17 protein-coding genes are annotated in these 23869 nt (G+C 70.2%); 10 read left to right on the top strand and 7 right to left on the bottom strand.

All coding sequences use genetic code 11. The features are described from left to right. Positions 1-120: 120 nt before the first annotated feature. On the top strand, positions 121-1188 hold the full coding sequence (locus NE358_RS02225; protein ID WP_289940968.1) for a threonine aldolase family protein: 1068 nt from the start codon (positions 121-123) through the stop codon (positions 1186-1188). A gap of 61 nt (positions 1189-1249) precedes the next feature. On the opposite strand, the gene NE358_RS02220 is transcribed toward NE358_RS02225, so the two are convergent. Together NE358_RS02220 and NE358_RS02215 are read right to left on the bottom strand one after the other, a co-directional pair. After that, positions 1250-3172, bottom strand: a complete 1923-nt coding sequence (locus NE358_RS02220) for a M3 family metallopeptidase (protein WP_289940965.1) — start codon at positions 3170-3172, stop codon at positions 1250-1252. Between the two features lie 80 nt (positions 3173-3252). Next, the gene (locus NE358_RS02215; protein ID WP_103206812.1) at positions 3253-3867 is read right to left on the bottom strand and encodes an NUDIX hydrolase family protein; all 615 of its coding nucleotides are present in this window, start codon (positions 3865-3867) and stop codon (positions 3253-3255) included. Positions 3868-4199: 332 nt separating this feature from the next. Between NE358_RS02215 and NE358_RS02210 the strand changes: the two genes are divergently transcribed. The 5 genes from NE358_RS02210 (at position 4200) to NE358_RS02190 (ending at position 12944) form a co-directional block, all read left to right on the top strand. Continuing rightward, positions 4200-4865, top strand: coding sequence for an alpha/beta hydrolase (locus tag NE358_RS02210; protein WP_116238692.1), 666 nt, complete (start codon positions 4200-4202; stop codon positions 4863-4865). A 201-nt stretch (positions 4866-5066) separates the two neighbouring features. Then, on the top strand, positions 5067-6662 hold the full coding sequence (locus NE358_RS02205; RefSeq protein WP_289940964.1) for an ATP-binding cassette domain-containing protein: 1596 nt from the start codon (positions 5067-5069) through the stop codon (positions 6660-6662). Between the two features lie 117 nt (positions 6663-6779). Next, positions 6780-11462 carry an ATP-dependent helicase gene (locus tag NE358_RS02200; protein ID WP_289940962.1) on the top strand — a complete coding sequence of 1561 codons (4683 nt, stop codon included), beginning with the start codon at positions 6780-6782 and terminating at the stop codon, positions 11460-11462. Further along, entirely contained in the window at positions 11455-12231 is a 777-nt protein-coding gene (locus NE358_RS02195; protein ID WP_103206816.1) for a DNA-formamidopyrimidine glycosylase family protein, read from the top strand. Before NE358_RS02200 ends, NE358_RS02195 begins: the two co-directional genes overlap by 8 nt. Before the next feature lie 305 nt (positions 12232-12536). Beyond that, positions 12537-12944, top strand: a complete 408-nt coding sequence (locus tag NE358_RS02190; RefSeq protein WP_103207095.1) for a transferase — start codon at positions 12537-12539, stop codon at positions 12942-12944. Positions 12945-13017: 73 nt separating this feature from the next. Here NE358_RS02190 and NE358_RS02185 read toward each other — a convergent pair whose 3' ends face one another. Then, positions 13018-13407 carry a DUF1304 domain-containing protein gene (locus tag NE358_RS02185; protein ID WP_116238696.1) on the bottom strand — a complete coding sequence of 130 codons (390 nt, stop codon included), beginning with the start codon at positions 13405-13407 and terminating at the stop codon, positions 13018-13020. Positions 13408-13577: 170 nt separating this feature from the next. Here NE358_RS02185 and NE358_RS02180 point away from each other — a divergent pair, with 170 nt between their 5' ends. From NE358_RS02180 to NE358_RS02165, 4 genes are all read left to right on the top strand, one after another. Next, on the top strand, positions 13578-14168 hold the full coding sequence (locus tag NE358_RS02180) for a LysR substrate-binding domain-containing protein (protein ID WP_289940957.1): 591 nt from the start codon (positions 13578-13580) through the stop codon (positions 14166-14168). Positions 14169-14243: 75 nt separating this feature from the next. Further along, a complete protein-coding gene (locus NE358_RS02175; RefSeq protein WP_103206819.1) occupies positions 14244-14972 on the top strand; it encodes a glutamine amidotransferase-related protein in 729 nt (242 codons plus the stop codon). 110 nt (positions 14973-15082) lie between these two features. Beyond that, positions 15083-15898 carry a TspO/MBR family protein gene (locus NE358_RS02170; protein ID WP_103206820.1) on the top strand — a complete coding sequence of 272 codons (816 nt, stop codon included), beginning with the start codon at positions 15083-15085 and terminating at the stop codon, positions 15896-15898. Positions 15899-15968: 70 nt separating this feature from the next. Then, entirely contained in the window at positions 15969-17015 is a 1047-nt protein-coding gene (locus NE358_RS02165) for a sodium:calcium antiporter (protein WP_289940953.1), read from the top strand. 12 nt (positions 17016-17027) lie between these two features. On the opposite strand, the gene NE358_RS02160 is transcribed toward NE358_RS02165, so the two are convergent. The 4 genes from NE358_RS02160 to glgX form a co-directional block, all read right to left on the bottom strand. After that, positions 17028-17213 (bottom strand): hypothetical protein, encoded by a 186-nt coding sequence (locus NE358_RS02160; RefSeq protein WP_103206822.1) that lies wholly within the window; start codon positions 17211-17213, stop codon positions 17028-17030. A gap of 119 nt (positions 17214-17332) precedes the next feature. Continuing rightward, the gene (gene treZ / locus NE358_RS02155; protein ID WP_103206823.1) at positions 17333-19084 is read right to left on the bottom strand and encodes a malto-oligosyltrehalose trehalohydrolase; all 1752 of its coding nucleotides are present in this window, start codon (positions 19082-19084) and stop codon (positions 17333-17335) included. Between the two features lie 92 nt (positions 19085-19176). Further along, on the bottom strand, positions 19177-21582 hold the full coding sequence (treY, locus tag NE358_RS02150; RefSeq protein WP_289940943.1) for a malto-oligosyltrehalose synthase: 2406 nt from the start codon (positions 21580-21582) through the stop codon (positions 19177-19179). 5 nt (positions 21583-21587) lie between these two features. Continuing rightward, positions 21588-23810, bottom strand: coding sequence for a glycogen debranching protein GlgX (glgX, locus tag NE358_RS02145; RefSeq protein ID WP_258027870.1), 2223 nt, complete (start codon positions 23808-23810; stop codon positions 21588-21590). Positions 23811-23869 lie beyond the last annotated feature (59 nt).

Here is a 23869-nt window from a genome sequence, read left to right as displayed (position 1 = left end):
CCGCCATTCTCCCCGCCCCCACCGACACCCGAGCGCCGGGCGGGGGCGGAAAGGGGACGAAGCGCGAAGATCCCTCGCGGGGGAGGAGGGGGCGCGTCCGGCGGTCGTTACGCTGGAACAGTGACCACCCTCCACGACTCCTCGGTGCGCGGATTCGCCTCCGACAACTACTCAGGAATCCACCCCGACGTGCTCGCCGCGATCGCCGCCGCCAACGACGGCCACCAGGTCGCCTACGGCGAGGACGTCTACACCGCCCGCCTGCAGGAGCTGTTCGTCTCGCTCCTCGGCGAGGGGGTCGAGGCCTACCCGGTGTTCAACGGCACGGGCGCCAACGTCGTGGGGCTGCAGTCGATGCTCCCCCGTTGGGGCGCCGTGATCTCGGCATCCACCGCTCACATCAACGTCGATGAGGGCGGAGCGCCCGAGCGGGTGGGTGGGATCAAACTGCTCACCGTTCCCACCGACGATGGGAAGCTCACCCCCGAACTCGTCGACCGCGAGGCCTGGGGCTGGGGGGATGAACACCGCGCACAGCCGCTGGTCGTCTCGATCACCCAGTCGACGGAACTCGGGACTCTCTACAGCGTCGAGGAGATCCGCGAGCTCGCGACCCACGCCCACGGACACGGCATGCGCCTGCACATGGACGGTGCGCGCATCGCCAACGCCGCCGCCGCCCTCGACGTGCCCTTGCGCGCCTTCACCCGCGATGCGGGCGTCGATGTCCTGAGCTTCGGCGGCACCAAGAACGGCGCCATGATCGGCGAGGCCATCGTCGTGCTCGATCCCGAGGCGTCCACCGGCCTGACCTACCTGCGCAAGCTCGACATGCAGCTGTCCAGCAAGATGCGCTTCGTCTCGGCACAGCTGGTCGCGTTGCTCGAGAACGACCTGTGGCTGCGCAACGCCCGGCACTCCAACGCCATGGCGCAGCGCCTGCGCGCCGGCATCGAGACCGGTCTCGCGGACGGGTCGATCCACGGCGTCGAGTTCACCCAGCCCACCCAGGCGAACGGCGTCTTCGCGACGCTGCCCACCGGGGTCGCCGACCGGCTTCGACAGAGCTTCCGCTTCTACGACTGGGACGAGCTGCGCCGCGAGGTGCGATGGATGTGCTCGTTCGACACGACCGAGGCCGACATCGACGCGTTCGTCGCCGCGATCGCACGAGAGACGACCACCTGACCCTGCGCGGGTCGAGAGGGCCGCGGCATCCGGATCGGGATGCCGCGGCCCTTCGTCGTCGTCAGGCTCCGGCGAGCCAGTCGCGGTACGCGTCGAACGTCGACTCACGACCGAGGAACGACTTCACAAGGTCGCGGGCGTCGCGCGTTCCGCCGGGCTCGAGGATCTCGCGCCGGTAGCGGGTGGCCGTCTCGACGTCGAACAGGTCGTCGCCGAACGCGGAGAGAAGGTCGCGGGCGATCACGAGACTCCACTGATACGTGTAGTAGCACGCGCCGTACCCGGTGAGATGACCGAAACCGGCGTACGAGTGCGCCCCCTCGAGCGGGGCGATCGGGCTGGCGGCCCGGTAGTACCCGTCGACGGCGGTGGCGAGGTCGTCCGGCCGGTCCACGTGCAGACGATACGAGGTCGTCGCGTGGCCGAGCTGACGCGTGACCTCGAGGCCCCGGCCGAAGGCGTCGGCAGTGCGCATGCGGGCGACGAGATCGGCGGGGATCGGCTCCCCGGCGTCGTTCACGGCGAAGGACGCAAGCGCCTCGGCATCCCACGCCCACTCTTCGAGGAGCTGGCTCGGGGCCTCGACGAAGTCCCACTCGGTCGCGACGCCCGTCCAACGCGCCCACCTCTGGTGACCGCCGAGGATGTCGTGCACGAGGTGACCGAACTCGTGGAAGAAGGTCACGACCTCGTCGTGCTCCAAAAGTCCTCGCGAGAAGTTGCAGAGCAGCACGGACTCGGGCATCGACCGACCGGCGATGCCCGGGGCCAGCCCGAAGCACGCCGCGTGGTTGTACTTGCCGTCGCGCGGGTGCAGGTCGAGGTGGATGCGCCCGAGTCGATCGTCGCCGCGGACCACGTCGTAGCTGCGGACGTCATCGTGCCACGAGGGCGCGTCGACCGGGATGTACCGCACGTCGAGCAGGCGTCCGGTGGTGTTGAGCACGCCCTCGAGCACGCGATCGAAGCGGAAGTACGACCGGACGAGCTGCGCGTCGACGTCGTATTCTTCGCGCTTGAGGGCGCCGAGGACGTACCAGAAGTCGGCGATCGTCACCGCGTCGGCGTCGGGGTCGTCGCGACGCAGGCGCGCGAGCACGCGATCGTATTCGTCGGCCGCCGCCGGGGCGACCGCGTCGGCGACGCGATCGAGGAACGCGCGCACGGCCGCGCTCGAACCGATCATGCGCGTCTCGGTCTCGTAATCGGCCCAGTCGCCGTAACCCAGGAGGGTGGCCCGCTCCGCGCGCACCGCGAGCAGCTCGGCGAGGACGGGCTCGTTCACCGGCCACGCGAGGTCGTTGTACACCCCCATGAGCTCGTGCCGGACCCCGCGATTCCGCGCGTGTTCCCGAACCGGCATGAGGTCGGTGTACTCGGTCGTGAGGGTGACCATCCCCTCGGCGTCGGAGGGGTGTTCGGCGAGGAAATCCGCGGGCAGGCCGTCGAGCGACGCCGCGGGGACGCGCACCTCTCGCCGGCCCTCCCGGATATTGCGAGAGAAGACCAGCGAGAGCTCGGTGTCGCGATCGGTGAGTGCGCGGACGCGCTCGCGCTCGGCATCGGGGAGATTCACGCCGCCCCGACGGAAGTCGCGACGCACCTGCTCGAGGAAGCGCCGCTCATCGGGCGCGAGGCCCGACGGGTCGGCATCCGCGAAGACCTCCCACAGCCCTCGGTCGAGAACGCGCCGCGACTGCACCGCGTCGACGGCCTGCGCCTGCTTCTCGGCGGCGTCGCGCACCTCGGCATCCGGGTGCGATTCGCTGATCAGGTGCGAGGGAGCCGCGGCCTCGGCGAGCGCGATGTCGGCCTCGTTCCACAGGGCGAGGCGCTCCTGCAGAGACAGCTCGGGTTCGTCGACGAGTCGCGCGTCGATCGCCGCCACACGCTGGAGGCGTTCGGCGGGACGATCGGCCGCGAAGCTCTTCCACCCGTCGAGATCGTGCGGGAGGGACAGGGGTTCCGGGGAAGGATGCGCCATTCCTCGACCCTAGACAGGGCCACCGACAGCGGCAACGGTGCGGGGGATGAATCCGCTATCGACCCCGCGGGGAAGGAGCCTCAGCGCAGTGCACCCACCGAGGCCAGCGCTTGACGGATGAGGGTGCCGCGGCCGCCCTCCATCTCGTCGGAGAGGGCATCGGATGCCGCCTCCTCGGGAGACAGCCACGTGACCTCGAGCGCATCTTGACGCGGCTCGCAGGTACCGGTCACCGGGACCACGAAGGCGAGGGCGACGGCATGCTGCCGGTCGTCGTGGAAGGCGCTGACACCGGGAAGCGGGAAGTACTCCGCCACCGTGAACGGCGTCGGCGAGGGCGGCAGCAGCGGGAAGGCCATGGGGCCGAGGTCGTTCTCGAGGTGACGGAACAGCGCGTCGCGCACGGTCTCGCCGTAGCGGACCCGGCCCGAGACGAGCGTGCGGGTCATCTCGCCGAGGGGCGTGGCCCGGAGCAGGATGCCGACCTGGGTCACCGCGCCCATGCCGTCGGTGCGAACGGGCAGGGCTTCGACGTAGAGCATGGGAAGACGGCGTCGCGCCTCGGCGAGCTCGACCTCGCTGAGCCAGCCCGGGTTCGGGTTCGGACCCTTCTGCGCGCCGGAGAAAGACGCCGAGAGCGACTCGCGCTCGTCGCCGTTGTCGTCGGGTTCGGGATCGGGAGTGCGCACGGGCATGCTCCCTGTATATCAACCGTCCGCCCCGCGTGCCGCGTGTCCCGCGCGGGCGGTCCGCGTGCCGGTCGTGTTCTCCGCCGCTCGCGGGAGGAGATTCGGTCCTCGGAGGTCCTGCGCGGTCGCGAATCCTCCACTCCCGGTATTCCCTCCCCTCCGCCTCGCCGCGATGACCCCTGCTCTCGGGAGGAAATCCGGTCTCGGGAGGACCCACGTGCGGCGGAGAACCCTCCGCTCCCGGAATCTCCTCCCCTCCCGCACCCGCACCGCACCCGGCGGAGAGCGCCGCGGTCCGATCCCGCCGCGATGTCGGAGGCCTTTGCCACAATGGCGATATGAGCCACCCCTCCCTCGATCCGTCCGTCGTGCGGTGGTCCGTGTCGCCTGCCGAGCGGGGCGACCGGCCGGTGCTGGTGCTGCTGCACGGCTACGGGTCAGACGAACACGACCTGTTCGGCCTGGTGCCGTATCTGCCCGATTCCTTCGTCGTCGCGAGCGTGCGGGCTCCGCTCGCGCCGCCGTGGCCCACTCCCGGCGCCTCGTGGTACCCGATCGAGGGACTCGACGGGCGCGACCCGGCGGCCGTCACGCTCGCCGCTCAGGCGGTTCTCGCCTGGGTGCAGGATGCCGTCGGCTCGGCGCGCGTGGGCCTGCTCGGGTTCTCTCAGGGCGGCGCTGTCGCGCTGCAGACCCTGCGCGTCGATCCCGACGCGGTGTCGTTCGCCGTCGTCCTCGCCGGCTACGCGGCGGGCGGCGAGCTCCCGGGCGATGCCGTTCTCGCTCAGCGCCGGCCACCGGTGTTCTGGGGCCGCGGCGCAGCCGACGACGTCATACCCGCACCGTTGGTCGACCTCACGTCGCAGTGGCTGCCCGGTCACAGCGAACTGAGCGGACGCGTGTACCCCGGGCTGACCCACTCCATCTCGCAAGACGAACTCGACGACGTTCGGGCGTTCCTCGACGCGCGTCTGGCCGACCAGGTCGGGGCCGCCGTCACCTGAGGCGGGGTACCGCAGGGGACGCCCGTCGACTATCGTGGTCACTCCCCCGCCCCCGAGAACGAGGTCTCCTCCGGTGAAGAACGTCGACGCTTCCGCGCCCCTGTCCGCGCGCTGACCCGTCGACCCGCCGTTTCCTCGGCCGCCCTCCGCTGACGCGGACGGGTCCGGTGTCCGCGCATCCCGCGCCATCGGAGTCCTCTCGTGTCCTCCCCTCGTTCCTCCCTCCTTTTCGACCGTGTCCGCCTGGTCTGGCCGGACGGCAGCGTCGCGCTCGACGACGTGTCGGGCTCGATCGGTGTCGGCCGCACGGGCCTTGTCGGCCGCAACGGCGCCGGCAAGTCGACGTTGCTGCGCGTCGCCGCCGGGCTGATCGCCCCCACGTCCGGGCAGGTGTCGACCTCCGGACCGGTTGCGATCCTGCCGCAACGCCTCGCCGTCGACCCCGCCCGTTCCGTCGCCTCCCTCCTCGGAGTGGAGGAGCCCCTCCGTGCGCTGCGCGCCATCGAGGCCGGCGACGTCGATCCGCGACATTTCGACGCCGTCGGCGACGACTGGGACGTCGAAGCGAGAGCGGAGGCACTGCTGGCCGACGCGGGCCTTCCGGCGCAAGCGCTCGATCGGACGGTCGGGCAGTTGTCGGGCGGCGAGGCCGCGCTCGCCGCGCTCCTCGGCCTGCGCTCCTCCCGTGCGGCCGTGACTCTGCTCGACGAGCCCACGAACGACCTCGACCGCGAGGCGCGTGCGCGCGTCGGCGAGCTCGTGCGCTCCTGGCCGGGCGCGCTCGTCGTCGTCAGCCACGACATCGGCCTTCTCGAGCTGATGGATGCCACCGCCGAGCTGTACGCCCACTCCCTGAGCGTCGTCGGCGGACCGTACAGCGCGTGGCGAGCGCATCGAGACGCGGAGCAGGAGGCCGCCCTGCGCGCCGAACGCGACGCCGCCCAGGCGTTCCGCCGCGAGCGGCGCGAGCGCATTCAGGCGCAGGACAAGCTCGCCACCCGCACCCGCGTCGCGCACAAGGCCGAGATCGAGAAACGCGTTCCCAAGATGTTCGCGGGGACGCGCGCGAACGCCGCACAGATCAGCGCGGGGCGTCTGCGCACGCAGATGCAGGGAAAGGAGGATTCAGCGCGCTCGGCCCTCACGGAGGCCTCCGCACGCGTTCGCGACGACGACGTGGTGCGCGTCGACCTACCCGATCCGGACAACGCCGCCGCGCGTCGGGTCCTCGCGGTGGGGGACGGCGAGCGCGAGTGGATCGTCACGGGACGCGAACGCCTCGCCCTCGTCGGCCCCAACGGCGCCGGCAAGACAACACTGCTCGAGCGCCTCGTCCACGGCACCGATGACCCGGCATCCCTCCATGGCCGCGTGTACGTGGACCGGGTCGGCTACCTGCCCCAGCGCCTCGACGGCCTCGACGATGACGCGTCCGCGCTCGAGAACGTCCGGGCTGCGTCACCCGCCGCGCCTTCCGGAGAGGTGCGCGACCGCTTGGCACGGTTCCTCCTGCGGGGAGACACGGTGACGCGGGCGGTGTCGTCGCTGTCGGGGGGCGAGAGGTTCCGCGTGGCGTTGGCCCGACTGCTGCTGGCCGACCCGCCGCCCCAGCTGCTCGTGCTCGACGAACCGACGAACAACCTCGACCTCGACACCGTCGACGCGGTGGTCGCCGCGGTGCGCGCCTACCGGGGCGCTGTGGTGGTGGTCAGTCACGACGACGCGTTCCTGTCGCGACTCGATCTCGATCTGCGGCTCGAGCTGCGAGAGGGACGGCTGCGAGAGCTCCCCGAATGATCGCCCGATCTCTCGGCAGTCGGACCGGCCGACGGAAACCACGTACGACGAGGACGTTCCGCGGCGAGCGAACGTCAACCCCGACCCGATGTCGGAGGTCCGGGAGAGGATGTCGGCATGGCCGACGTGCTGGAGAGATTCGGTCCTGCGACGCAGGACTGGTTCCGTGGCGCCTTCTCGGCGCCCACCAACGCGCAGAAGGGGGCCTGGGAGTCCGTCTCGTCGGGCCGCAACGCCCTCGTGGTCGCCCCGACCGGTTCGGGCAAGACGCTGTCGGCGTTCCTCTTCGCGATCGACCGGGTGTTCCGCGAGAAGGGCCCCCAGGTCCCGGATGCCGCTCCCTCGCCGCGCGGCCGGCGTTCGGCGCCGAAAGCCCCCAAGGCGATCCCCACCGACACCCGCATCCTCTACATCTCTCCGCTGAAGGCTCTCGGCGTCGACGTGGAGCGCAACCTCCGCTCGCCCCTCGTCGGTATCGGTCAGTCCGCTCGCCGCCTCGGCATCGAAGTGCCCTCGGTGACCGTGGGAGTGCGCTCGGGAGACACGAGCTCGAGCGACCGCCGCAAGCTCGTAACGGCCCCGCCCGACATCCTCATCACGACGCCCGAGTCGCTGTACCTCATGCTCACGAGCCAGGCGGCCGAGACCCTGCGCGGCGTGCACACCGTCATCATCGACGAGGTGCACGCTGTCGCGGCGACCAAGCGCGGTGCTCACCTGGCGGTGAGCCTCGAGCGTCTCGACGCCCTGCTCGACAAGCCCGCACAGCGCATCGGCCTCTCGGCGACGGTCCGGCCGATCGACGAGGTGGCGCGGTTCCTGGGCGGCGCGCAGCCGGTCGACATCGTCGCTCCCAAGGCCACCAAGGCCTTCGACCTCTCCGTCGTGGTCCCGGTCGACGACATGCTCAATCCGCCTCCTCCACCGGGGTCTCCTGCCCCCGACGAGGCGGGTGACGGCGAATGGTTCTCCGACCGCCCCGAGAGCACCGAGGTGTCGGGCTCGGTGTGGCCGCACGTCGAAGAGGCGATCGTCGACCGCATCCTCGAGCGACGCTCGACCATCGTCTTCGCCAACTCGCGCCGCCTCGCCGAGCGCCTTACTGGTCGCCTGAACGAGATCTACGCCGAACGGCAGGGCATCGACGTCCCCGAACCCACGGTGCCCGCGGCCACGATGGCGCAGGCGGGTTCTTCTGCGGGTGTCGCCGCCATCCTTGCGAAGGCCCACCACGGCTCCGTGTCCAAGGAGCAGCGCGCTCAGGTCGAAGACGAGCTGAAGTCTGGCACCCTGCGCTGCGTCGTCGCCACGAGCAGCCTCGAGCTCGGTATCGACATGGGGTCCGTCGACCTGGTCATCCAGGTGGAGTCGCCGCCCAGCGCGGCATCCGGTCTGCAGCGCGTCGGCCGCGCCGGCCACCAGGTCGGCGAGGTCAGCCGAGCCGCGCTCTTCCCCAAGCACCGCAGTGACGTCCTGCACACCGCCGTCGTCACCGAGCGCATGTTGGCGGGGCGTATCGAGGCCATCTCGGTGCCGCAGAATCCCCTCGACATCCTCGCCCAGCAGACCGTCGCCGCCTCGGCCCTCGGGTCCATCGACGTCGAGGAGTGGTTCGAGACGGTCAAGCGCAGCGCGCCGTTCCGTTCGCTTCCGCGCTCCGCCTACGAGGCCACCCTCGACCTGCTGGCCGGTCGCTATCCCTCCGACGAGTTCGCCGAGCTGCGGCCGCGTCTGGTGTGGGATCGCGACGCGGGCACGCTGACCGGGCGGCCGGGCGCACAGCGTGTCGCGGTCACCAGCGGCGGCACCATCCCCGATCGCGGTCTGTTCGGTGTCTTCGTGGCGGGAGAATCGCAGAACGCCCGCGTCGGCGAGCTCGACGAAGAAATGGTGTACGAGTCCCGCGTCAACGACGTCTTCACTCTCGGTACCACCAGCTGGCGCATCGTCGAGATCACTCACGACCGTGTCAACGTGCTGCCCGCCTTCGGGCAGCCCGGCAAGCTGCCGTTCTGGCACGGCGACGGCATCGGACGCCCCGCCGAACTGGGCGAGGCCCTCGGCAAGTTCTCCCGCGACCTCGCCGCCGCCGACCGCGGCACGGCCGAGGAGCGCCTGCGCGAATCCGGCCTCGACGACAACGCCATCACCAACCTTCTCGCGTACCTCGCCGAGCAGCGCGAAGCGACGGGGACCCTCCCGACCGACCGCACCCTCACCGTCGAGCGCAGCCGCGACGAGGTCGGCGACTGGCGCATCATCCTGCACTCCCCGTACGGCATGCAGGTGCACTCGCCGTGGGCGCTCGCGGTCAACGCGCGCATCCGCGAACGTCTCGGTGTCGAGGGCGCGGCGGTCGCGAGCGACGACGGAATCATCGCTCGGGTTCCGGATGCGGCGGCGGAGCCGCCCGGAGCCGACCTCTTCGTCTTCGAACCCGACGAGCTCGAGCAGATCGTCACCGACGAGGTCGGCGGCTCCTCGCTGTTCGCTTCACGCTTCCGGGAATGCGCCGCGCGCGCCCTGCTCCTTCCCCGACTGAATCCCAACCGCCGCTCTCCGCTCTGGCAGCAGCGCCAGCGCTCGGCGCAACTGCTCGAGGTCGCCAAACGGCATCCGGCGTTCCCGATCATCCTCGAGACGCTCCGCGAGGTCCTCCAAGACGTCTACGACCTCCCCGCTCTTCTGCGCCTCACGCGGCAGATCGGAGAGCGCAAGATCCGCCTCGTCGAGATCACGACGTCGCAGCCGTCGCCGTACGCGCGGGATCTGCTGTTCGGTTACGTCGGCGCCTTCATGTACGAGGGTGACTCGCCGCTCGCCGAGCGTCGAGCGGCGGCGCTGTCGGTCGACCCTGCACTGCTCAGCGAGCTCTTGGGCAAGGTCGAGATGCGCGAGTTGCTCGACCCCGACGTCATCGCCCAGTTCGAGCGCGAAGCGCAGCGCCTGGATCCCGACCGCCGAGCCCGCGGCGTCGAGGGAGTGGCCGACCTGCTGCGCATCCTCGGACCCCTCGACGCGACCGAGGTGGCGGCGAGGCTCGACACCGACGGCGACGCGCTGGTCGACGCCGAGCAGCACCTCGCCGCCCTCGTCGACGACCGACGCGCGATTCGCGTGACCATCGCGGGTATCTCACGAACGGCCGGAATCGAAGACGCCGGTCGCCTGCGCGACGCTCTGGGCGCCGCTCTCCCCGTCGGGATCCCCCACGCGTTCCTCGAACCCTTCCCCGATCCCCTCGGCGATCTCGTCGCCCGCTTCGCCCGCACGCACGCGCCGTTCGCGACCGATGCCGTGGCAGAACGCCTGGGCGTCGGCGTGGCGGTCGCACGGCTCACGCTGCAGCGCCTGGAGTCTCAGGGGCGCCTCGCGAGCGGGTTCTTCCTTCCCGAGGCGTCGGGCGGCAGCCGCGGCGACGAGACGGAATGGTGCGACGTCGAGGTTCTCCGCCGTCTGCGCATGCGCTCACTGGCGGCCATCCGCGGCAGCGTCGAGCCGGTCCCTCCGGCCGCGTACGCGCGGTTCCTTCCCGTGTGGCAGCACGTGGGCCGTCCGCTCGAGGGCATCGACGGGGTGCTCGCCGTGATCGAGCAGCTCGCGGGCGTTCCCATTCCGGCGAGCGCGTGGGAATCGCTCGTCCTGCCGTCCCGGGTGCTCGACTACTCCCCGGCGCTGCTCGATGAACTCACCGCCACCGGAGAAGTGGTCTGGTCGGGCCATGGCACCCTTCCCGGTCGCGACGGATGGATCGCTCTGCACCCGGCCGAGGCGGCGCCGTTCACCCTGCAAGACCCCGAAGACACCGACGATCCCGCGCCCGATTCTCTCGAGGCGCGCATCATCGCCGCTCTCGAGGGCGGAGGCGCCTACTTCGCCACGCAGCTGAAACAGCTCGCCGGTGCCGAGAACGAGCAGTCCGTCAACGACGCCCTGTGGGCGCTGACCTGGGCGGGCCGGGTCACCAACGACACCTTCGCCCCGGTCCGCACCCTGCTGAGCGGCGGTGGCCAGTCGCACCGTGTCGCCCGTCGCGCACCTCGCGCTCGGATGTACCGCGGCGCCACCATGCCACGCTCTTCCTCGACACCGCGTCCGCCCTCCCTGGGCGGACGATGGTCGCTCCTCCCCGAGCGCGAACAGGACCCCGCCACCCGTGCGACGGCCACGGCGAGCCTCCTTCTCGACCGGTACGGCGTCGTCACGCGTGGCGCCGTGCAGTCAGAGGGCGTGCCGGGCGGCTTCGCCCAGGTGTACCGCATCCTCGCCGGCTTCGAAGAGGCCGGCCACTGCCGACGCGGGTACGTGATCGAGAAGCTCGGCGCCGCACAGTTCGCGGCCTCGGCGACCGTGGACCGGCTGCGCGAATTCGCGGCGGTCGCCGACCCGCCGCCCCTGCGCACGGTGACGCTCGCCGCCACCGACCCCGCCAACCCCCACGGCGCCGCGCTCGGCTGGCCCGCGATCGAGGGGGTCACTCATCGGCCGGGCCGCAAGGCCGGCGGACTCGTCGTGCTCGTCGACGGTGAACTCACGCTTTACCTCGAACGTGGCGGTCGCAGCGCACTCGCGTTCACCGACGACGAGGCGGTGCTGCAGGCGGCGGCGCGCCACCTCGCCGAGACCGCCAAGAAGAGGCGTCTCGAGACCCTCACCGTCGAGCAGGTCAACGGCGAGTTCGTCTACGGCACCGCGGTGGGCCGCGCTCTTCGCGAGGGCGGGTTCGTCGAATCGCCCAAGGGTCTGACGCTTCGCAAACTCACCGCCGGCGACACCCTGCGCGAGGCCGCCCGTGCCTGAAGGCGATACCGTCTACCGTGCCGCCGCGAAGCTGTCGGCGGCCCTCGCCGGCAAGGTGGTCACACGGTTCGACATCCGTGTGCCGGGGAGCGCCACCGCCGACCTGCGCGGCGAGACGGTGCACGAGGTCGCCGCCCGGGGCAAGCACCTCCTGCACCGCATCGGCGGCTACACCCTGCACTCGCATCTGAAGATGGAGGGCCGGTGGGACGTCTACCGTCCGGGTGAACGCTGGCGGCGCCAGGCGTTCAAGGCGCGCGCGATCGTCGGCGTCGCGGGCGCCGACGCCGTCGGCTTCGATCTGGCCATGGTCGAGGTCCTGCGCACGAGCGACGAGCACACCGTGATCGGGCACCTGGGCCCCGACCTCCTCGCCGACGACTGGGACGAAGCCGAAGCCGTCCGCCGCGTCTCCGCCGACGAGAGAGCAGCGCACGTCGCGTTGCTCGACCAACGCAATGTCGCCGGCTTCGGCAACGTCTACGCGAACGAGCTGCTCTTCGTCCGAGGCATCGCTCCGACCACTCCCGCCACCGATATCGACGCTCAGGCGACCATCGCGCTCGGCGAGCGGATGATTCGCGCCAACCTTCCGCGCCCCGAACGCACCTTCACCGGTGACAGCCGGCCCGGGCGTCGGTTCTGGGTCTACGGGCGAGAGGGTGCCCCGTGCCGCCGCTGCGGGACACCCATCCGCGCGACGTCCCTCGGCGCTTCCGCCACGAGTGAGCGCAACGTCTACTGGTGCCCCACCTGCCAGCCCGGCTGACACGGCGTGCACGCGGCCGACGGAGGCCGGGGCTCTTGCGCGAACCGCTGCTCCGCGGGGGACCACGCGGGACACCGCAGAGGACGGACCCTCTTCGCGCCCCGTGTCAACCCGTCCGGCTCCTTCTTCCGAGCGTGCGAGAACAGGGGGACGACTCCACGTCGCACCCCGCGCGTCGCCCTTTCCTCGACATCGAGGAAACCGATCACGGTACCGGCGACGAAGAAGCATTCGAGGGAATGAACACCGTTCCCGACCCGTTGTGATACATGTCGGCTCAACCCGATGACCGACCGGAGGGGATCGTGGGAAAGAACTACATCGACATCGAAAACGACCACGGCGAGACGCTGCGTTACCGCAAGCACGTCAACGGTCGCGGACTCGTCGCGCACGGCGCGAAGGTCCACCCGTCGGCGCTGGTCGAGAACGGCGCCTACGTCGAGCCCGGCGTGCAGATCGCCGCGGGTGTTCGTGTCGGCCGCGGTGCCTGGATCGAATCAGACGCCGTGATCGGCCCGGAGGCGCACATCGAGCCGCACGCGCACATCTGCGCGGGGGCGGTCATCGGCGCCGGCGCTCACATCGGCGTCCGCACGCAGGTCGGCCACAACGCGCGCATCGCGATGGGCTCGCTCATCGGCGACGACGAGATCATCAATGACGGCGAGGCCGTGGCGACCGACCGTCGGGGACTGCGGCTGGCAGCCTGACGCGCGTTCGCCGCGGCATCCACGACCCGCACGACTCTTCGAAGCGTGCGGGTTTTCGCGTCGCCGCGCGGCGTCAGGCGAAGATCGCCAGAATCAGTCCGATCAAGGGCAGCGTGCCCTGGATGCTGGCCGGACGCAGGTACTTCGCCCCCGAGGTGATGAGCACGAGGGCAGCGGCGAGCATCGAGCCGAGCGAGAAGATCAACAGGGTGCGACCCGCGACGTCGCCGATGCCGTTCACCACCCAGAAGACGATGCCGACGATCGCGCCGACCGCGAGGAACAGGTTGTAGAAGCCCTGGTTGTACGCCATCGGGCGTGTGGCATCCGCCGTCTGCTGATCGGCGATCCCGAACACCTTCCATGTCTTCGGCTGTGTCCAACGCACGCTCTCGAGCACGAAGATGTATACGTGCAGGAGGGCCGCGAGTCCCGCGAAGACGAGTGCCAGGATGCCGATCATGCATCCCACGTTAGTGCCGCGGTTAGCCTGGAGCCATGGCGAAAGGCAGTGGGTCCCGCGGGCGCAGTGGCGCACCTCGGCGTGCGGGCGGTGCAAAGCCCGCCGCGTCGGGGCGGGCGCGCACGACGAAGCCGAAGCCTCCAGCGGAGCGAGCGGCCCCGCCACGCGAGGTGCCGCGCGACTTCGTGCTCGGGGCCATCCCCGGGGCGACCCCCGGAAAGTGGATCGGCCTGTGGCGCGAGCGGATGCCGCATGTCCCTCTCGAGTTGCGGGAGCTCGTCGTCGCGACCCAGCTCGAGGCGCTCGACGACGTCGATGCGGCTCTCGTTCGGCTGCCCGTCGAGGAATCCGACGACGTGCACGTGATCCCCCTCTACGAGGAGGAGCCCGTCGTGGTGATGTCGGCCGACTCCCATCTGACGGCCGCGGACGAGCTCGAGCTCTCCGACCTGCGGGGCGAGGTCGTCATCGCCGCCGCCGACGACGTCTTTCACCTGTCGATACCGGATGCCGTCGCCCCGGCGTTCGCCACTCCGGCGGATACCGCCGAAGCCATCGCGACGGTGGCCGCGGGGGTCGGTGTCGTGATCGTGCCGATGTCGCTCGCGCGGGCTCACCAACGTCGCGACGTCGAGCACCGCGTCCTGCGGGACGGTCCGCGATCGACCGTTGCGCTCGCGTGGCTCCGCGATCGCACGACCCCCGATGTCGAGGTCTTCGTGGGTATCGTGCGCGGTCGCACCGCGCGATCCTCGCGCTGAGGGGGCCGGCGCACCCACGTTTCACTCCGTGTCACCCCCTGACCGCACGAGAAGGCGCCCGCGTAGAATTTCGGGATGACCGGTTCCCTGCTCTACGTCTGCGTCCGCCCGCAGCGTGAGGCGGCCGTGGCCGAATGGGCCTCGTTCCGCGACGGTCTGGGAGTGCGCGACGACGATCTCGTGCACCACGATCTCGTCCGCGAGCCGCTCCCCGCGGATCTGGACCGATACGCCGCGGTGGTCGTCGGCGGAAGCCCTTTCAACGTCACCGATCCCCACAAGAGCGATGAGCAGCGCCGCCTCGAGCGCGACCTCGAGCGTGTCGCCGGTGCGGCCATCGAGGGTCGTACGAACGCACTTTTCACGTGCTTCGGGATCGGGGTCGTCACGCGCCTTCTCGGCGGGCGGGTGAGTCTGCTGCATCCCGAGGGCACGGGACCCGCCGATATCGCGCTGACCGAGGCGGGGCGCGACGATGAGCTGTTCGGCATCCTGGAACCCCGCTTCGAGGCGCTCACCGCTCATAAGGAGGGCACGGCGACCGTTCCCCCGGGCGCGACCCTGCTGGCCGAGAACGATGCGTGCCCCGTGCAGGCCTATCGCGCCGGATCCGGGCTGTGGGCCACGCAGTTTCATCCCGAGCCCACGACCGACGCGTTCGTCGCGCGCATGGTCGTCTACCGCGACGCGGGATACTTCGACGCCGACGCGTTCGACGAGGTCTCGGCGCACGTGCGCACCGCCTCCGTCGAGCAGCCCACACGCCTTCTGCGCTCCTTCGCCGCGCGCGCCGTCGCCGCCTGAGCCCGCCGCCCCAATGAGGAGCGCACTCGACGGCGCGCCGTCGACGGATGTTCGTCGCGCGATGTCAAGCCCAACCCGCTCATTTAGCTAGCTTTTCTAGTATTCCGGGTATGAACACAGCAGCTCAGCGGCGGGGCAGCGACCTCGCTCGTCAAATCGTCGTCCTCTCCGCGGTGTCGTTCATGCTCATCGCCGCCGTGATCGGCGCCGGCGCCTTCGGCAACTCCGCCGTGCAGGATCAGCAGGGCGGCGCGCTCAACACCGACGGCTCGTATCTCGCGCCCGCAGGTCCCGCCTTCTCGATCTGGTCGATCATCTACCTCGGCCTGATCTCATACGCGATCTGGCAGGCCCTCCCGGGCCAACGCACCAGCCCGCGCCAGCGTGCCCTCGGCTGGCTCGTCGCCCTGACGATGACCCTCAACGGTCTCTGGCTCGTCGCGGCCCGCTTCGGCACGCTGTTCCTCACGGTCGTGGTCATCGCGCTTCTGCTCGCCGCCCTCGGCTGGACCTTTCGCGTCGCCGTCTCGACCCGCGAGCCGCGCGGCGGCGTCGTCGACTCCGTCCTCATCGACGCCGTCACGGGCCTCCACCTCGGCTGGGTCACCCTCGCCACCGTCGCCAACACTGCCGCCTGGCTGACGACCATCGTGCCGAAGGAGTGGGAGAACGCCGCGGATGCCATCGGCATCGCCGTCCTCATCGTGGTGGCTCTCATCGGCCTGGCGATCGCGTGGCGGAGCTCGTGGCGCCTCACTCCCGCACTCGCCCTGGCCTGGGGTCTCAGCTGGCTGGCTGTCGAGCGTTTCACGGGCGAGCCCCAGAGCGCGCCGATCGGCGTCACCGCGCTGATCGTCGCCGCGGTCGTGCTGCTGCCGCCGGTGATCGTCAACGTGCTGCGCCTCATCCGCCCGAGCGTCGACTGACCGCCTAGGCCCTCGGCATCCGTCCCGCAAGAGGGGCGGATGCCGAGGGTTCCGGGAGTTCAATCAGTGCGTGGACTCCCTCCCCTTCGCCCTGCTCGTCGTCGTCTTCGTCGCCGCCGCCGCCGTGGTGTGGGTGGCGGGAATCCACCTGTCCAGGGCCACCGACGTCCTCGACGCGCGCCTGCACCTGGGGAGCGCGCTGGGTGGTCTGATCGTGCTGGCCGTGGCGACCAATCTCCCCGAGATCGCCATCACCGTGTCGGCCGCGGTTTCGGGAAACCTCGAGGTGGCCGTCGGCAACATCCTCGGTGGAATCGCCCTGCAGACCGTGGTGCTCGTCATCCTCGACGCCTTCGGCAAGCGCGGGCGCGGGGTGAAGCCGCTCACCTATCGCGCGGCGTCGCTCACTCTCGTCCTTGAGGGACTGGTCGTGGTGGCCGTGCTGGCCGTGGTGATCGCCGGAAGCCAGCTGCCGGACGGGCTCGAGGTGCTGCGGCTGACCCCCGACGTCGTCCTCATCGCCGCGCTGTGGGTCGTCGGGCTGATCCTGGTGCAGCGCGCAGGAAAGCACCTGCCCTGGCACGAGGACGGTCATGCTCCGAACGCGAGCCCGAAGCCGTCGAAGGCGGACAGCGGCACGAAGATGAGCACGACGAAGGCGGCGATCATCTTCTCGGTCTCCGCTCTCGCGACGCTGGTGGCCGGTGTCGTCCTCGAACGCGCGGGAGATGCGGCGTCGTCGCAGATCGGCCTGTCCGGGGTGCTGTTCGGCGCCACCGTTCTCGCCCTCGCGACATCGCTCCCCGAGATCTCGACGGGCCTTGAGGCGATCAAGCAGGGCGACGACAACCTCGCGATCAGCGACATCTTCGGCGGCAACGCCTTCTTGCCCGTGCTGTTCCTGCTCGCGACCGTCATCTCGGGATCCGCGGTCCTCCCGCGGGCCGACGGCGCCGACATCTACCTGACGGCACTGGCAGCCCTGCTCACGCTCGTGTACGTGGTCGGGCTGATCTTCCGCCCGCAACGACGGATCATCGGGATGGGCGTGGACTCGTTCGTCGTGCTCGTTCTCTACGCGCTCGGCATCGCGGGCCTGTTCGCCGTGTCCGGCTGACCCGGCGGAGGATTAGGAGCGGCCGAGGTCGATCTGCCGCTGGATCTGCTCACGAGCGCGGCCGAGTTCGCTGTCGGGACGGTGACGGGGAGTCCCCCACCCTCCGCCCGAGCGTCGGACCGCGGCGAGGATGACCACGGCGGCGGCGATCGCCACGAGACCAGTGGTGGACAAGGCAGCGACGAGTCCGGCATCCATGTTCCGCTCCTTCGTGAGGTACACCCCACGCTCGCATCCGCCGTCGGAGCCGTCAACCCCGCGCGGGAACGAGACAGACGGCCCCGCCCCGTGCGAGGGCGGGGCCGTCCGGCGCAGCGTCAGAGAGCGGGGCCGACGATGGCGCTCGCCCCGGCCGGCACCGTCACCTCGGAGCCGTCGAACACGACCCCCTCTGCCGTCGCCAGCAGCACGCGAGCGCCGGATGCCACCGACGTCGAGGACTCGACCTCCGAGAGGTTGACGATCACGACGAGGTCGCGACGCCGGAGTTCGTACACGCGCCCGCCCCGGGCTTCTCGTGCGTTCGCCGACAGGCCCTCCCGCGAGGGGTCGGTCAGCTCCGGCCGCTCGCGCCGCAGCTTCGCGAGCTCCCGGTACAGAGCGAGGAGTTGGGCGTGGTCGCCATCGCCGACCTCGTCCCAGTCGAGCTTCGAGTTCTCGAAGGTCGAAGGGTCCTGCGGGTCGGGGACGGTGGACTCGTCCCAGCCCATCTTCTCGAACTCGGCGATGCGCCCTTCCGCCGTGGCCTTGCCGAGCTCGGGCTCGGGGTGCGAGGTGAAGAACTGCCACGGGGTCGTGGCGCCCCACTCCTCGCCCATGAACAGCATCGGCGTGCCGGGCGCGGTCAGCGTGAGAACGGCGGCGGCGGCCAGTCGGTCGTAGCCGAGTGTCTGCGACAGACGATCGCCTGCGGCACGGTTGCCGATCTGGTCGTGGTCCTGGGCGAAGGTCACGAGACGCCAGTTCGGCACGTCCTCGGGGATGGGCTTCCCGTGCTCCTCCTCGCGGAAGGACGAGTACGTGCCGTCGTGGAAGAACCCGCCCTCGCTGACCTTCCGGAAGGCATCGAGATCGGCGAAATCCTCGTAGTAGCCGATCGTCTCGCCGGTCAGGGCCACGTGCGCGGTGTGATGCCAGTCGTCCGACCACTGCGCGGTCAGGCCGTACCCCCCGGCCTCGCGCGGGAGGATCAGCTTCGGGTCGTTCATGTCGCTCTCGGCGATGGTGGTGAGCGGGATGCCGCGATGAGCCGACAGGGCGTCGGTGCGTTCGGCGATCTCCTGCAGCACGTGCGGGTCGCGGTGGTCGAGCAGTGCGTGCACGGCATCCAGGCGCAGGCCGTCGACGTGGTAGTCGCTCATCCACATCAGGGCGTTCTCGACGATGTAGGCGCGCACGGCGTCTTCGTCGAGGTTGACCGAGTCGCCCCACGTGTTGCGGCTGCCCTCGCGGAGGTATTCGCCGAACTCGGGCAGGTAGTTGCCCGAGGGACCGAGGTGGTTGTAGACGACGTCCTGGATGACGGCGAGACCGGCCGCATGCGCGGCGTCGACGAAACGCTGGTACGCCTCGGGCCCGCCGTAGGCCTCGTGCACGGTGTACCAGAGCACCCCGTCGTAGCCCCAGTTCCACGTGCCGTTGAAGCCGTTCACCGGCAGCAGCTCGACATGCGTCACACCCAGGTCGACGAGGTGGTCGAGGCGGCCGATCGCGGCATCCAGGGTGCCCTCGGGGGTGAAGGTGCCGAGGTGCAGCTCGTAGATCAGCCCGCCGGCGAGCTGCCTGCCCGTCCACGCGGCGTCGTTCCAGGCGTACACCGAGGGGTCGAACCAGGCCGACGCCTCGTGCACGCCGCCGGGCTGACGCCGCGAACGCGGGTCGGGGCGCAGGTCGTCGCCGTCGCCGAGCACGAAGCCGTACCGCTCGCCGTCGGCGAGGTCGACGGGCGCCGTCCACCAGCCGTCGGCGGCGCTTTCCATCTCGATGTCTTCGACGACCGTGTCGCCGCTGTCGTCCAGCCGGCGCACCCGCACCCGCGAGGCTTTCGGCGCCCAAACCTCGATGCTCATGGGGGTTTCCTTCCGCGTGAGGGGTCAAAAAGTGTCGCCCCGCGCCGCGTGAGGCGACAAGGAGTGGCCCCTCACGCGGCGGGAGACGGGGGTCAGAAGATCAGCAGGGCCACCGGGTAGACCGCGAGCAGGTCGGCCACCGGCACGGCGCCCCCCGCGAACGATCGACCGGTCAGCACGTCGATGACAGGCGTGTCCGGTAGCAGCACCACCGTGTCGCGCCAGCCGCCCGCGGCCATCAGTCCGTGGGGCAGGCGCGTCGCGACCGCGAACACTCCGCCGCGGTCGAAGGCGACGACGTGGTCGGCAGCCGCACCGGCCGCCTCCAGCGGACGGTAGATCTCGAGCGGGTGCTCCCGACGAAGACGCAGGGCGCGCGAGGTCACGAGCAGCTTGGCCGCCCCCGTGGCATCCACCGCCGGAGGACGAGCCCCCGGAGCGTCGATCGACGCGAGAAGGCGACGACGCTCGGCGAAGTCCACCGCGCGACGGTTGTCGGGGTCGACGAGCGACTGCTCCCACAGCTCGGAGCCCTGGTAGACGTCGGGGACGCCCGGACCCATGATCTGCAGAAGCTTGGCCGAGAGGCCGTTCGACCAGCCCGCGGGCGAGATCTCGTCGACGAAGGCGCGTACGCGCTCGGCGGCGGGCCCGGTGGCCGCGTCGACGACCGCGTGCATGCGCTTCTCGAAGGCCTCGTCCTGCTCCCACCAGCCGGTGATCTCGCTCGCCTCGCGCGCCGCCTTCTCGGCGTACGCGTGCAGCCGCTCGCGGTAGACCTTCAGGCCCTCGGGCGTGGAGGCGGATGCCGGCCACGCCCCCACGATCGCCTGCCAGAGCAGCGCGTCGAAAGGACCGTGACCGGTCGAGGCGATGCCGCGGAACTCCTCGAGTCGCGCGGCCCAGGTCTCCGGGATCTCGGCCAGCACCGCGATCCGGGCGCGCGTGTCCTCTCCGCGCTTGGTGTCGTGCGTCGACAACGTGGTCATGGCGGTGGGCCACGATGCGTGGCGCAGGGCCTGCGCGGTGTGGAAGCCCGCCACGTCGAGGGAGAACTCCCCCGGATCGCCGCCCACCTCGGTGAGCGAACCCAACCGCGTGTAACGGTAGAACGCCGTGTCCTCGACCCCCTTGGCCATCACGGGGCCGGTCGTCTGCTGGAAACGCCAGGCGACCTCGAGGCTCGTGTCGGCGAGCACCGGGACGAGCTTCTCGATCACGTCGCCCAGCTCGGGACGACGCACCTCGGCGTCGCCCGCGGCGGCGTCGAGGTGAGCGCGGCCGGCGGGGAGGTAGGAGCGGTACACCGGGAAGCACGCGAGGATCTCGGCCAGAGCGTCCTGCAGGACCTCGACCTCGAACTCTTCGCGCAGCACCGCGGGGAGCCCGCGCACGAGGCGGCGGATCTCCGAGACCTGGATGGAGTCGGCGATCTTGCGCTTCGTGTCGTGGATGAGATCGTGCCAGCCGGTGAGGGCGGGAAGGTCGCTGTCGGAGCGCAGCCGCGCGTCGAGAGCGTCGAGAGCGGACTCACCCGCGGGGTCGGTGAGGACGCGGTCGATCTCGGCGAGAGCGTCGTAGCCGGTCGTCCCCGCGGTCTTCCACCACGAGGGCAGCGCTTCACCGTGCTCGAGGATCTTCTCGCCGAGCACGTAGCCCACCTCGCCCTCGCCCGCCTCTTCGAGAGCGACGGCGAGCCGGTCGAGGTACCCGCCGGGGTCGACGAGCCCGTCGGGGTGATCCACGCGCAGGCCGTCGGCGAGGCCCTCGCGCACCCAGCGCAGGATCTCGGCGTGGGTGGCGTCGAACACCTCGGGCAGCTCGACGCGGACGCCCGCCAGGGTCGTCACGGCGAAGAAACGGCGGTAGTTGAGGTCGGCCGCCTCGTCCTGCCAGAACCGTAGCTCGAAGTTCTGCGCGTCGAGCAGAGCGGCGACGGCCTCGCTCGAGCCCGACGCCGCGGCATCCGTCCCTGTTCCCGGCGCGACGGGGAAGACGTGGTCGTAGTAGCGGATCAGCCCGTCGGGGGCGTCGTCGGCCGGTGTCGGGTCGTACGTGATCTCGCCGATCTCGTCGGCCAGGTCCGCGCCGAGGATCGGAACGCGCAGCCTGCCGTGACCGAACTCCCAATCGATGTCGAACGCCGCGGCGTGCGCCGAGGCGCGGCCCTGGCGCAAAACGTCCCACCACCACGCGTTCGCGCGCGGCTCCGAGACGCCCATGTGGTTGGGCACGATGTCGACGAGGATGCCGAGCTCCGCGGCGCGAGCGGCATCGACGAAGCGCGAGAGCCCCTTGGCGCCGCCGCGCGCGGGGTCGACGCGCGTGACATCGACCACGTCGTAGCCGTGGTCGGACCCGGGTGTGGCCTCGAGGATCGGCGAAAGATACGCCCACGAAACCCCGAGGTCACGGAGATACTCCGTGACCTCGGTGGCGTCGTCGAGGGTGAACGATTCGCGGATCTGCAGGCGATAGGTCGAGAGCGGAAGCCGCATGGGACTCAGAGCTCCGGCTTGGGTGCCTGGCCGGGCATGTCGTCGGTGCCGATCACCTGGATCTGCGCCGTGAGGGAGGCCGCGACCGAGTGGTCGATCTCCGGTTCGGGCAGGTGGTGCTCGCGCAGCACGATGAGCGACTTCGGCTCGAGCGGCAGCGTCTGCCCCGGGTCGAGCGGCTCGGTGTTCGCGCGCTCGCCCGCGGTGTCGACGTAGGCGTCCCACTTGGGGGCGTACTCGAAGTCGGGGAGGCGGAAGTCGACCCTGTCGTCGCCGGCGTTGAACAGCACGAGGAAGTGGTCGTCGCTGATCGACTCGCCGCGGCGGTCGCGCTCGCGGATGCCCTGACCGTTGAGGAAGACCCCCACCGCCAGACCGAAGCCGTTGTCCCAGTCCTCGGGCTGCATGAGCGAGCCGTCGGGACGCAGCCACACCACGTCGGGGATCGGCGCCCCTTCCTCCATCTTCACGGGGCGGCCGTCGAAGAACCGGCTGCGGCGGAAGGTCGGGTGCTGCTTGCGCAGGCGAGCCAGAGCCGCGGTGAACTCGACCAGGGGGGTGTCGATGCTCGACCAGTCCACCCACGTGATCTCGTTGTCCTGCGCGTAGCCGTTGTTGTTGCCGCCCTGCGTGCGGCCGAGCTCGTCGCCGTGCAGCAGCATCGGCACGCCCTGGCTGAGCAGCAGCGTCGCGATGAAGTTGCGCTGCTGCTGCGCTCGGCGCTTGAGCACCTCGGGGTCGTCGGTGGGCCCCTCGACGCCCATGTTGCTCGACCGGTTGTGCGACTCGCCGTCGTTGTTGTCTTCGCCGTTGGCGTCGTTGTGCTTCTCGTTGTACGACACCAGGTCGCGAAGCGTGAATCCGTCGTGCGCGGTGACGAAGTTGATGGATGCCACGGGGAAGCGCCCCGAGTGCTCGTACAGGTCGGCCGAGCCGGTCAGGCGCGAAGCGAACTCGCCCAGAGCCTGCGGCTCACCGCGCCAGAAGTCGCGCACGGTGTCGCGGTACTTGCCGTTCCACTCGGTCCACTGGGGCGGGAAGTTGCCGACCTGGTAGCCGCCGGGACCGACGTCCCACGGCTCGGCGATGAGCTTGACCTGCGAGACGATCGGGTCCTGCTGCACCAGCTCGAAGAAGGCCGCCAGGCGGTCGACCTCGTAGAACTCGCGGGCGAGGGTCGAGGCGAGGTCGAAACGGAAGCCGTCGACGTGCATCTCGAGCACCCAGTAGCGCAGCGAGTCCATGATGAGCTGCAGCGTGTGGGGGTTGCCCACGTTCAAGCTGTTGCCTGTGCCGGTGTAGTCCGTGTAATAGCGCTTGTCATCGTCTTCGAGGCGGTAGTACGCCTCGTTGTCGATGCCGCGCATCGAGAGGGTCGGGCCCATGTGGTTGCCCTCGGCCGTGTGGTTGTAGACCACGTCGAGGATGACCTCGATACCCGCCGCGTGCAGAGCCTTGACCATGGCCTTGAACTCCTGCACCTGCTGACCGTGGTCGCCGGTCGAGGAGTAGGTGTTCTGCGGAGCGAGGAAGGCGATCGTGTTGTAGCCCCAGTAGTTCGACAACCCCTTCTCTTCGAGGGTGGAGTCGTTGACGAACTGGTGGACGGGCATGAGTTCGATGGCGGTGATGCCGAGCTTCTGCAGGTGCTCGATGACCGCGGGGTGGGCGATGCCGGCATAGGTGCCGCGCAGTTCCTCGGGGACGTCGGGGTGGAGCTGAGTGAGGCCGCGCACGTGCGCCTCGTAGATGAACGACTCGGCGTAGGGGATCTTGGGCTGCCGGTCGCCCGACCAGTCGAAGAACGGGTTGATCACCACGCCCTTCATCATGTGGGCGGCGGAATCCTCGTCATTGAACGAATCGGGGTCGCCGAACTCGTAGCTGAAGACGGGCTGCCCCCACTCGACCTGACCCTCGACGGCCTTGGCGTAGGGATCGAGGAGGAGTTTGGCGGGATTGAAGCGCTTGCCGTTGGCGGGGTCGTACTCGCCGTGCACGCGATAGCCGTACCGCTGTCCGGGCTGGACGTTGGGAAGGTACGCGTGCCAGACGAACGCATCGACGTCGATCAGCTCGAAGCACGTCTCCGTTCCGTCCTCCTCGAAGAGGCAGAGCTCGACCTTTTCCGCTCCTTCACTGAACAGGGCGAAGTTCGTCCCGTTACCGTCGTAAGTGGCCCCGAGGGGATAACTGGATCCTGGCCATACCTGCTGCACGTCGCTCACGATAGACCAGCGTCGTTTCCGGGTACTGCCGCGATCACGGCTGTTGACAGCCGCTCCAC

It is taken from the genome of Sphingomonas sp. G5 (genome assembly GCF_052660795.1).
Note: the sequence above shows the minus strand (reverse complement) of the source record. Positions and strands in the feature narration are given on the sequence as shown.

What these genes read in the sequence shown, in the direction of transcription:
- NE358_RS02200 (WP_289940962.1), top strand. Translation starts at nt 6,780, where the DNA reads ATGGCCGACGTGCTGGAGAGATTCGGTCCTGCGACGCAGGACTGGTTC.
- NE358_RS02185 (WP_116238696.1), bottom strand. Translation starts at nt 13,407, where the DNA reads ATGATCGGCATCCTGGCACTCGTCTTCGCGGGACTCGCGGCCCTCCTG.
- NE358_RS02175 (WP_103206819.1), top strand. Translation starts at nt 14,244, where the DNA reads ATGACCGGTTCCCTGCTCTACGTCTGCGTCCGCCCGCAGCGTGAGGCG.
- NE358_RS02160 (WP_103206822.1), bottom strand. Translation starts at nt 17,213, where the DNA reads ATGGATGCCGGACTCGTCGCTGCCTTGTCCACCACTGGTCTCGTGGCG.
- NE358_RS02215 (WP_103206812.1), bottom strand. Translation starts at nt 3,867, where the DNA reads ATGCCCGTGCGCACTCCCGATCCCGAACCCGACGACAACGGCGACGAG.
- treY (WP_289940943.1), bottom strand. Translation starts at nt 21,582, where the DNA reads ATGCGGCTTCCGCTCTCGACCTATCGCCTGCAGATCCGCGAATCGTTC.
- NE358_RS02220 (WP_289940965.1), bottom strand. Translation starts at nt 3,172, where the DNA reads ATGGCGCATCCTTCCCCGGAACCCCTGTCCCTCCCGCACGATCTCGAC.
- NE358_RS02170 (WP_103206820.1), top strand. Translation starts at nt 15,083, where the DNA reads ATGAACACAGCAGCTCAGCGGCGGGGCAGCGACCTCGCTCGTCAAATC.
- treZ (WP_103206823.1), bottom strand. Translation starts at nt 19,084, where the DNA reads ATGAGCATCGAGGTTTGGGCGCCGAAAGCCTCGCGGGTGCGGGTGCGC.
- NE358_RS02210 (WP_116238692.1), top strand. Translation starts at nt 4,200, where the DNA reads ATGAGCCACCCCTCCCTCGATCCGTCCGTCGTGCGGTGGTCCGTGTCG.